Genomic DNA, 9,697 nt, shown 5'->3' on the forward strand with positions numbered 1-9,697 from the left:
CAGCCGGAGGCAAGATGGCACCGAGGACCAGACTGACCGCGGGGCCGATTGCGCCTGTGCTGCTGATGTTCGCCCTGCCGACACTGGGGTCATCGATCCTGCAGTCGGCGAACGGATCGATCGATGCGGTGTGGATCGGCCGGCTTCTGGGCGAGCGCGCGCTGGCGGCCACGACCAACGGCAATCTGGTGATGTTCTTGCTGACCGCTTTCGTGTTCGGCTTCGGCATGGCGGCGACGATCCTGATCGGCCAGTCTTTCGGCCGTGGCGACATCCACGGCGCGCGCGAGACCGCGGGGACGGCGCTTGGCACGTTCGTGCCGCTGTCGCTGGCGGTAGCGGTGGCGGGCTGGTTCGCGGCGCCGCATCTGCTGAGCCTGCTGGGCACCGCGCCCGAGGCCGTGCCGCTCGCGCGCGATTACCTGCGGGTCACCTTTCTCGCGATGCCGGCAATCCTGACGCTGACGCTGATGATGATGGCGCTGCGTGGCGCGGGCGATGCCGTGACGCCGCTGGTTTTCATGGTGCTGGCGGTGGTTCTGGACATTGCGCTCAATCCGGTGCTCATCCTCGGACTCGGGTCGGCGCCGCGGCTCGGTATCGCGGGTTCGGCGCTGGCGACGGCGATCGCGAATTATATCGCGCTGATCGCTATGGTGATCGAGATCTATCGCCGCGACCTGCCGTTGCGGCTGCGCGGAGCGGAACTCGCCCTGTTGCGGCCCCGCCTCGGGGTGCTGCGAATCCTCGCGGTGAAGGGGCTGCCGATGGGGGTGCAGATGATCGTCGTCTCCTCCTCGATGTTGACGATGCTGACGCTGGTGAACCGCGAAGGGGTTGAGGTGACGGCCGCCTTCGGGGCCACGCAGCAGCTTTGGACCTATGTGCAGATGCCGGCGATGGCGTTTGGCGGGGCGGTCAGCGCGATGGCGGCGCAGAACATCGGCGCGGGACTGTGGGGCCGGGTCGGGCGCATCACCCTGTGGGGCGTGGTGTTCAACATCGCAATGACCGGGCTTCTGGTCGCGGCGCTGTTCTGGGCTGACCGCAGCGCGATGGCGCTGTTTCTGGGCGCGGACAGCCCGGCCATCGCCACCGGCCAGCATATCACCCGGCTGTCGACCTGGGGGTTCATCGCCTTCGGGATCTCGATGGTTCTGTTTGGCACGATCCGGGCGAACGGGCAGGTGGTGCTGCCGCTGATGGTGCTGATCGTGTCGATGTATCCGGTGCGGCTCGGTGTGGCGCTTGGGTTGCGCGACTGGCTGGGGACAGATGCGCTGTGGCTGAGTTTTCCGGCCGCGATGGTGGCGACGCTGATCATGGCCAGTGCGATCTACCTGCATGGCGGCTGGCGCAGGGCGCCGCCTCTGGTGGTGCCGCCCGAGGTCCCTGCCCCCGAGGTCCCCGTCCCCGAAGCCGGGCGCCGCTGAGGCCGGACGCGTGACCCGACGGCGATTGTTGCGCTGCCCCATTGCCCGTCCGTCCGGCCTTCCCCATATTGGAGGAAATTCCGGCAGGCGCAGAAGGTTGCGCCCCCCGGAACGGTTTACGCAAGGAAGACCATGGCACAGGGCGATCCGAAAGATCTTTATCAGGTGCTCGGTGTGTCGAAGACGGCCACCGATGCCGACATCAAGAAGGCCTATCGCAAGCTTGCACGCGAGCTGCACCCCGATCTGACCGGGGGCGATGCGAAGAAATCCGAACGCTTCAAGGCGGTGAATGAAGCCTATGACCTGTTGCGCGACCCGGAAAAGCGCCGCCGCTACGACGCCGGCGAGATCGACGCCGAGGGGCAGGAGCGTGCCCCACAGGGGTCCTACCGTTCCTACGCCGAGACCGACCCCTCGGGGCGTTACGAGTTCGAGGGCGGGTTCGACGATCTCGGCGATCTGTTCTCGCGTGCGTTCCGCCAGCGGCAGGGCGCGGGGGCGGGGGCGCAGGGGTCGCCCTTCGGGAACATGAAGATGCGCGGTCAGGACGTTCAGTTCCACCTCGAGGTCGGGTTCATGGACGCGGTTCTGGGGGCGGTGAAGCAGGTGACGCTGCCCGGCTCCGGCCGGATCGAGCTGCGCATTCCCGCCGGCATCGCCGACGGCCAGACCCTGCGGCTGGCCGGCAAGGGCGGTGCGGGAGTGAACGGCGGCCCGGCGGGGGATGCGTTCGTCACCGTCTCGGTCGCCGAGGATCCGGTGTTCACCCGCGAGGCGGACGATGTGCTCCTCGATTTTCCGATTTCGGTCGACGAAGCGGTGCTGGGCGGTTCGGTCGAGGTGCCGGTGCCGGGCGGAAGGGTGCGGCTGAAGGTGCCGGCCAACACGTCTTCGGGCAAGGTGATGCGGCTGCGCGGCAAGGGCGTGCAGCGGGCGGGCAAGCCGGGCGATCTTCTGGTCACGCTGCGCATCGCGCTGCCCGAACACGAGGATCCCTCGCTGACCGAGGCCCTGCGTGCCTGGCGTGCCCAGCATTCCTATGACCCGCGGGCCGGCTGGAAAGGAAACCGGAGATGATGACCGAAACCGAGATCCTGGCCCGGATCGACCGGCTGACCGAAGAACGGCTGACGCTGTGCCTGGCACAGGACTGGGTGCATCCTCTGACTTCGGACGAGGCGACCGGGTTCGACGAGACCGACCTGGCCCGCCTGCGCCTGATCGTCGAGCTGACGGAGGATCTGGAGGTCAACGACGCCGCGGTGCCGCTGATTCTGAACCTGATCGACGAGGTCATCGGGCTTCGCCGGCGGATGCGGGTAGTGGACAGCGCCCTTGGCGAGATGCCCGAGCTGCGCGCCCGGTTGATCGCGCGGCTGGATGCCTCCGCCCCTGCCGAGGGCTGAGCGGGTGTCCGTCCGTCCCCGCGGCTACAGAAAGGCCTCCCGTCGCGGCGGAGGGCAACGCGGGTGACGTCGGGCTGGTTCAGCTGGCCGGTGCTGATTTCGCTCGGGCTTCTGGCGTTTCACGCGACGGCGGCGGTTTTCGCCTTTCGTGCGGTGCGCACCGCGCGCACGCCGCAAGGTGCGGTCGGCTGGGCGGTGTTCCTGCTGGTCATCCCCTATGTCAGCGTGCCGGCCTATCTGATGTTCGGCGATTTTCGCTATCCGCGCACGCTGCGAGACCGGCGGTTGTCGGAAATCACCGCGCGGATGCACGAGGTGGCCTCGGGCCCCGGCGCGCGGGCGCTTGACCTCGATCCCGAGGCCGCGCGCATCCTGCATGGATTCGAGGCGCTCGCCGGCGACCGGGCCATGCCGGGCAATGCGCTGCGGCTGATGGCCGACGGCCGCACAGTGTTCGAAAGCCTGTTTGCGGCGATCCGTGCGGCGCGCCGTTACGTGCTGATCGAGACCTATATCCTGCGTGACGACGGTCTCGGACGCGCGCTGCAGGAGCTGGTGTTGCAGAAGTCGCGCGAGGGGGTGAGGGTCTGTGTCCTCTATGATCCGTTCGGCAGTTATGGGCTGCACAACGATTACCTTGCGCGGATGCGCGCGGGCGGCATCGAGGTCGTCAACTTCCATGCCCGCCATCCAGAGCGCCGCCTTGCACTGACGCGGGTGAATTTCCGCAATCATCGCAAGATCGCGATCGTCGACGGAGAGGTCGCCTTCACCGGCGGTTACAACATCGGCGACGAATATATCGGCCGCAATCCGCGCCTTGGCAGCTGGCGCGACACGATGGTGCGGATCGAGGGGCCGCTGGTCGGCCCGCTCCAGCTCCATTTCGCCGAGGACTGGCACTGGGCGACGGGAGAGGTTCTGGCGCTCGAGTGGCGGAACGAAACGCGGGGGAATGTGCCGGGGCTGGTGCTGGCCTCGGGGCCGTCGGACCGGGCCGAGACGGGGGGACTGTTCTTCCTGCACGCGATCACCGCGGCGCGGTCCCGGGTGTGGATCGCCTCGCCTTATTTCACGCCCGATACCGGACTGATGCAGGCGCTGCGGCTGGCGGCAGAGCGCGGCGTCGATGTGCGGATCCTGATGGCGGGGCGGCGCGATCACTGGCTGGTGTGGCTGGCGGGGTTCGCCTTCGTCGAGGCGATGCGCGATTCCGGCGTGAAGATCTACCGTTACTCCGAGGGGTTCATGCACCAGAAGGTGGTTCTGGTCGACGACGCGGTATCCGCGATCGGCAGTCACAACCTCGACAGCCGGTCCAGCCGGCTCAACTTCGAGGTATCGGCGATCTTCGCGGATCCGGAATTCGCCATCGAGGTCGCAGCGATGCTCGAGGCGGATTTCGCCCGCACCGAGGTCTATGATCGCCCCTTGGCTGCGGCGCCGCTGGCACTTCGTGTGGCGGCGCCGGTGGCGCGGCTGTTTGCGCCGCTGCTTTAGCGGGCAGGGGAGGGAAGGGGGCGCTGCCCCCTCGGGCTTCGCCCTCACCCCCGGGATATTTGGGGCGAATCGAAAGAGGGGCGTTTGATCCCGTGGAACCGGCCCTCGCCCGAGGCGGCGATGCGGGTGAGGCAGGCGCGGATGTCCTCGTAGGCGGTACTCATCGTGTGGCCGTTCGCATGGATCAGGGTGCGGGCATTGCAGGCCATCGCGACATGGCCGTCCCAGAAGAACAGGTCGCCGCGGCGGGGTTCGGTCCCCTCGGGGAGGAAGTCGCCGAAGGCCTCGCGCTGCAAGTCGGTGTCGCCCGGGGCCGGAATCGCACACATCCTCAGCGCGAGCTGCACGAGACCGGAACAGTCGATCCCATCGCGCGAATTGCCGCCCCACAGGTAAGGAGTGCCGAGCAGCAGTTCCGCCACCGAAGCCGGGTCGATCGCCGGGCGGTCGAGCGGTCGGACGTGCTGACGTGGGATCCAGCCCTCGGCGGTGCGGGCGAATTTCGCGTCGGTTTCGAGCACGCTCAACCGGGCGCCGAGGCTGAGGCGCGCCACTTCGCCGCGCTTGATCGAGGCCTCGCGGTAGACATGGGTCGCGGGGACCGAGATCACATGCGTAGCGGGGGCGGGGGCTGACAGCGCGCCCTCGGACACCCAGCCGCAATAGCCGTCGACCATGGCCTGAACGAAGGACCAGCCGTCACGGCTGTCGATCCGGGTGACCTCGGCGCCGAAGATCAGCTGACGGTCGCGCAAGGCGCCGGGGGCGGGGCATAGGTCGGTGACCGGAATGCCGATGCGGGCGGGGGTGCCGGGCACGAAGGCCTCTGCCGCGACCGAGCCGCGCAGGGTGTCGAGCGCGATGCGGCCGGAGAAGGGGGTCAGGCGGCGGTCGGTCATAGTCCGAGAACCTCCGGCAGAGCGCTGAGCACGGCGCGCGCGGCCTGGCCGAAGCCGCCCTTCGGCGTTCCGGGCTGCGCCGCCGGGCGCCAGCCGTAGATGTCGAAATGGGCGAAGGCCGGGGTCTCGGTCACGAAGCGGCGCAAGAACAGCGCCGCGGTGATCGAGCCCGCCATGCCGCCCGAGGGCGCATTGTCGAGATCGGCGATGCCGGGTTCGATCAGGGCCTCGTAAGGGGCCCAGAACGGCATCCGCCACAGCGGATCGGCTGCGGTCGCGGCGCCACGGGCGAGCGCGGCGGCGAGCCCCTCCTCATCGGTGTAGAACGGCGGCACGTCGGGGCCGAGGGCCACCCGCGCCGCGCCGGTCAGCGTCGCCATGCACAGGATCAGATCGGGCGATTCCTCGTCTGCCGCGGCCAGCGCATCGGCCAGCACCAGACGCCCCTCGGCATCGGTGTTGTTGATCTCGACGCTCAGCCCCTTGCGCGAGGTGAAGATGTCGCCCGGGCGGAAGGCCTCGCCTGCGACGGCGTTCTCGACCGCCGGGATCAGCAGCCGCAGCCGCAGCGGCAGGCCGAGCGCCATGATCATATGCGCGAGCCCGAGCTGTGTCGCGGCGCCGCCCATATCCTTTTTCATCAGCCCCATCGAGGCGCCGGGCTTCAGGTTCAGACCGCCGGTGTCAAAGCACACGCCCTTGCCGACGAGGGTCAGATCCGGGCCTTCGGCGCCCCACCTGAGCTCGATCAGGCGTGGCGCGCGGGGGCTGGCGCGGCCGACGGCATGGATCAGCGGAAAGCCCTGCGCCAGAAGTTCGTCGCCGATGACCGCGGTGACACTTGCGCCGTGGCGCGCACCGATGTCGCGCACGGCGGTCTCCAGCTCATCGGGGCCGAGGTCATTCGCCGGGGTGTTGATGAGGTCGCGGGTGATCGCCTCGCCTTCGGCCATCGCCTCGATCCGGGCGCGGTCGACGCCTGCGGGGCAGATCAGCCGCGCCTTCGGGGCGGCGGCCGTGGCATAGCGGTCGAAGCGGTAGGATTCGAGCAGCCAGCCCAGGCATTCGTTTGACAGCACCTCTGCGGGCAGGTCGGTTTGCAATGACCAGACGCCTTCCGGCAGCCTTGCCGCCGCCCCGGCCAGCGGGAAACGCAGCCGGGCGCGCTGAGGGGCGGACCCGTAGCCAGCCAGAGCCCCTGTCAGCTTGCCGGTTTCATCGGCGAGAAGCAGCACCGTTCCGGGGGCGGCGGTGAATCCCTGCGTGCCGGCGAAGGTGCGCTGCGCCGGGCTGAGCGTTTCGGGCAGCGGATCGCCTTCGGCCAGCACGTGCAGCGGCAAGCTGACGGTGCCCGGATCGGCGAAGCGCAGCCCGGGGTGATCGAGGAAGGGAAGAGTCATGGGGCCTCCGGACGGCAACGGGTCCGGCTTGCGCCGGGCGGATCTGCAGATGCCCGGACCAGCGGGAGGGCACCCGTTCGCCCATAGCCTAGCGCGCCGGGCGCGACCCGCAAGGGGCGTCTGGGCTTGCAAAAGGTGCATATCGGAATCACCTAACGCAACGACATGCAAAAATTGCTCGCACAAACAGCTTAGTCGGCCTATCAGTTTCCCCGCAATCTAGGAGGACCAGAAGAGATGCGCGATCACGTTCGCCCTCTGCCGTCATATCTTGTGAGCCGCTTCCATGGCTGGCAGGCCACGACCTACACCGAGAACAAGGGCTGGTATCGCCGGCTTGCCGACGAGGGCCAGCGCCCCCGCGCGATGATCATCGCCTGCTGCGATTCGCGGGTGCATGTCAGCTCGATCTTCGGCGCGGATTCCGGCGAGTTCTTCAGCCATCGCAACATCGCGAACCTGGTGCCGCCCTATACGCCCGACGGCGATCACCACGGCACGTCGGCCGCGGTGGAATATGCGGTGACCTCGCTCAAGGTGGCGCATCTGATCGTTCTGGGCCATTCGCAATGTGGCGGCGTGCATGGCTGCCACGAGATGTGCACCGGCCACGCGCCGGAGCTGGAGGAAAAGACGTCCTTCGTCGGCACCTGGCTCGACCTGCTGCGCCCGGCCTATGAGGCGGTCAAGGACCTGCCCGAGGACAAGCAGATCGAGGCGCTGGAAAAGCAGGGCGTCGTGACCAGCCTGGCGAATCTGATGACCTTTCCCTTCGTCAAGGATGCCATCGAGGCCGGCACCATGACGCTGCACGGGCTGTGGCATGACATCGGGGCGGGCAGCCTCGAACAGTTCAATCCCGCGACGGGGGCATTCGAAGTGGTGTGATCGCCCGCGCGTGGGGGACCTCCCGCGCCATCCGGGCACAAGAGCCGGCCGTCAGGCCGGCTCTTTTCATTCCAGGCCTCATGCTGGGGGGCGGCCGGGCGATATATCCCGGAATTCCTGTATATTCCGGATTTCCGGAAGATATCTTGAGCATCCTTTGCGTCCGATCCGGTAGCCGAAGAATTTGCTACCGGATCAGAGGGATGCGCTCGCCTCTTATTGCAGGACCTCGCCCGCGGGCCAGCCGATGGTGGTGGTCAGCGCGATCTGCCGGCTTTGTCCGGCGGGCAGATCGAAGCTCCAGGCCAGCACTCCGCGCCGGTCGTGCCAGTCGGTTTCGGTGGGGGCGGGATCGGCCTTCCAGCTGACTTTCAGCGCGTCCTGTTCCGAGTAGGGAACGCGGTCGATCAGCCGCACCGGCCAGTTGCGCCCGGTCAGGTTCTCGACCGAGATCTGCGCCATCTCGACCCGCGCGTTGGATTTCGCGATCAGGCCGCGGTCGCCCTCGCTTGCCTGCGGCACGATCCGCTTCAGCCGAAGACCGTCGATGGCTCCGAAGCCGAAGGAGAACTTGTCTCCCGCCGCGACCAGCGGCACCTCGGCGGTGCCGACCATCGCATCCCCGACGAACAGGTTCGCCGGCCCCGGCAGCAGGGGCTCTTCGCCGTCGTTGCGGCCCTCGATCTGGCGATAGGCCACGGAATCGAGGCGCGGCACGGCCTGCGCGACCTCGGTCACCGGCGCCGACAGCGCATCGAGTTTCAGCCGCAGCGCTTCCACCCCGTCGCGGATCCGCACCGGCGCGCCGTAGCGGTAGACCAGCGTTTCGCCCTGCAGCTCCGGCGTCAGGGTGTCGGCCTCGGAGGCGGCGGCCAGCATGACCGCATCGGCCTTGCGCATCGCCATCGGGGCCGGCGCGGCAGGCATCGGCGGGCCCGAATGCACAAGCTCCTCCGGCAGGTCCGAGGCTGCCGTCTGCTCGGCCGGGCGCGCGGTCGAGAGGGTCAGCGCCACCTCCGGCCAGTCCTCGCCCGACGCCTGATGCACCGTCGCGAAGCGCTCGATCCCGAGCTTGCCGCCCGCCCCGTCAAGGCGCAGATCATAGGCCGGCGACCAGCCGGCATCGGCGACGAAGGTGGTGATCGTCAGCCGGCCCTTGCCCGACGCCTCGACCAGCAGCGAATCGCTGGCCCGCGCCGGATGTTCGAGCGCCGCGAGATCGAGTTTCGCCCGTTCGAGCGCCTGCCGATCCGGTTCCAGGGCCACATCGGCCGTGCGTGCGCGGGCCTCGGCGGCGATGGCGCGGCGCTCGGCGTCCAGCACGCCTTGCCCGACGGTCTTCGCCAGATCCGCGAGCCCCGTGGCCGGCGTGCCCTGCGTCGAGGCCCCTTCGAGGAACGCCGCCTCGGCGCGCGCCGCCTGTGCCTCGGCGCGGATCGCGGCGACGGCATCGGTCTTGTCGGCGAGCGCCGCGGTCAGCTGGGCCACCCGGTCGCGCGCCGCGATCAGGGCGGGGCTGTCCGTGGGCGCGGCAGAGGGCGCGCGCCCGTCGATCAGCGTTACCGCGCCGATCTGCACCCCTTCGCCCGAGACCCGCAGCGTCGCGGCATCGGTGCCGTCGGGCAAGCCGGGGATCAGAAACTCGGCCGTGCCGGCGCCGGCCGGGATTTCGACCGTGCGGGTGACCTGGGCGCCTTGCGCAAACAGCGTGACGGCGGTGACAGTCGCCGGGCGCTCGATGGGCGCGGCCATAAGCGCGGCGGGTGCCGCCGACAGCATCAGCGCGCAAATCAGGGGAAGACGCATCGAAACCTCTCTGGCATTCCGTGGAACTGACGGAAGGGTCGGACGGACCGCCCGACGATGCAAGGCCCGGCGGGGGAGAGAGGCGAAAAGCCGCCCGCAGGTCGGGGCGATCGCTCCGCCCGCGCGCACTCCGGCCTTGCGCGCCCCGACCCTTGCGGCGCGGGCCTCTTCCGGGGCAAGGTCGGCCGGCCCGGGATGGGCGGGCGGATCGGGGAAACGGGTGGTTCAGCGGCAACATCTGGTGACGGGGGTGGCACTTGCGGCGAGCGTGCTGTGCGCGCTGGCAGGCTATGGGCTGACCTGGCGTTACGAGATGCGCAGCCTCGACCGGCAGCTGAACGACCGGCTGACGCTTGCCGGGC

The 9,697-nt window shown here is 68.9% G+C and carries 8 protein-coding genes; 5 read left to right on the forward strand and 3 right to left on the reverse strand.

Annotated features, from left to right (window positions below; genetic code table 11):
• Positions 1-14: 14 nt before the first annotated feature.
• The 4 genes from CG50_RS05040 to cls all read left to right on the forward strand — a co-directional run bounded on the left by CG50_RS05040 (position 15) and on the right by cls (position 4,342).
• The gene (locus tag CG50_RS05040; protein WP_081880283.1) at positions 15-1,433 is read left to right on the forward strand and encodes an MATE family efflux transporter; all 1,419 of its coding nucleotides are present in this window, start codon (positions 15-17) and stop codon (positions 1,431-1,433) included.
• A gap of 132 nt (positions 1,434-1,565) precedes the next feature.
• A complete protein-coding gene (locus CG50_RS05045; RefSeq protein ID WP_036635797.1) occupies positions 1,566-2,513 on the forward strand; it encodes a DnaJ C-terminal domain-containing protein in 948 nt (315 codons plus the stop codon).
• Positions 2,510-2,842, forward strand: coding sequence for a chaperone modulator CbpM (locus CG50_RS05050; RefSeq protein WP_036635800.1), 333 nt, complete (start codon positions 2,510-2,512; stop codon positions 2,840-2,842). The genes CG50_RS05045 and CG50_RS05050 overlap by 4 nt, the downstream gene beginning before the upstream one ends.
• A gap of 63 nt (positions 2,843-2,905) precedes the next feature.
• Entirely contained in the window at positions 2,906-4,342 is a 1,437-nt protein-coding gene (cls, locus tag CG50_RS05055) for a cardiolipin synthase (protein ID WP_051909512.1), read from the forward strand.
• A gap of 44 nt (positions 4,343-4,386) precedes the next feature.
• Here the strand turns inward: cls and CG50_RS05060 are convergent, their stop codons facing one another.
• Both CG50_RS05060 and CG50_RS05065 read right to left on the reverse strand, forming a co-directional pair.
• Entirely contained in the window at positions 4,387-5,241 is an 855-nt protein-coding gene (locus CG50_RS05060; protein WP_036635803.1) for a C40 family peptidase, read from the reverse strand.
• Positions 5,238-6,641 (reverse strand): leucyl aminopeptidase family protein, encoded by a 1,404-nt coding sequence (locus CG50_RS05065; RefSeq protein ID WP_051909515.1) that lies wholly within the window; start codon positions 6,639-6,641, stop codon positions 5,238-5,240. The genes CG50_RS05060 and CG50_RS05065 overlap by 4 nt, the downstream gene beginning before the upstream one ends.
• A 237-nt stretch (positions 6,642-6,878) precedes the next feature.
• Here CG50_RS05065 and CG50_RS05070 point away from each other — a divergent pair, with 237 nt between their 5' ends.
• Positions 6,879-7,529, forward strand: a complete 651-nt coding sequence (locus CG50_RS05070; RefSeq protein WP_036635805.1) for a carbonic anhydrase — start codon at positions 6,879-6,881, stop codon at positions 7,527-7,529.
• A gap of 216 nt (positions 7,530-7,745) precedes the next feature.
• Here CG50_RS05070 and CG50_RS05075 read toward each other — a convergent pair whose 3' ends face one another.
• On the reverse strand, positions 7,746-9,335 hold the full coding sequence (locus CG50_RS05075) for a DUF4139 domain-containing protein (RefSeq protein ID WP_036635807.1): 1,590 nt from the start codon (positions 9,333-9,335) through the stop codon (positions 7,746-7,748).
• Between the last annotated feature and the right edge of the window lie 362 nt (positions 9,336-9,697).

Source organism: Paenirhodobacter enshiensis (assembly GCF_000740785.1).
Classification (GTDB): domain Bacteria; phylum Pseudomonadota; class Alphaproteobacteria; order Rhodobacterales; family Rhodobacteraceae; genus Rhodobacter; species Rhodobacter enshiensis.

Excerpts from the sequence above, each read along its gene's own strand:
- CG50_RS05040 (WP_081880283.1), top strand. The coding sequence starts at position 15 with ATGGCACCGAGGACCAGACTGACCGCGGGGCCGATTGCGCCTGTGCTG.
- CG50_RS05045 (WP_036635797.1), top strand. The coding sequence starts at position 1,566 with ATGGCACAGGGCGATCCGAAAGATCTTTATCAGGTGCTCGGTGTGTCG.
- CG50_RS05050 (WP_036635800.1), top strand. The coding sequence starts at position 2,510 with ATGATGACCGAAACCGAGATCCTGGCCCGGATCGACCGGCTGACCGAA.
- CG50_RS05060 (WP_036635803.1), bottom strand. The coding sequence starts at position 5,241 with ATGACCGACCGCCGCCTGACCCCCTTCTCCGGCCGCATCGCGCTCGAC.
- CG50_RS05065 (WP_051909515.1), bottom strand. The coding sequence starts at position 6,641 with ATGACTCTTCCCTTCCTCGATCACCCCGGGCTGCGCTTCGCCGATCCG.
- CG50_RS05070 (WP_036635805.1), top strand. The coding sequence starts at position 6,879 with ATGCGCGATCACGTTCGCCCTCTGCCGTCATATCTTGTGAGCCGCTTC.
- CG50_RS05075 (WP_036635807.1), bottom strand. The coding sequence starts at position 9,335 with ATGCGTCTTCCCCTGATTTGCGCGCTGATGCTGTCGGCGGCACCCGCC.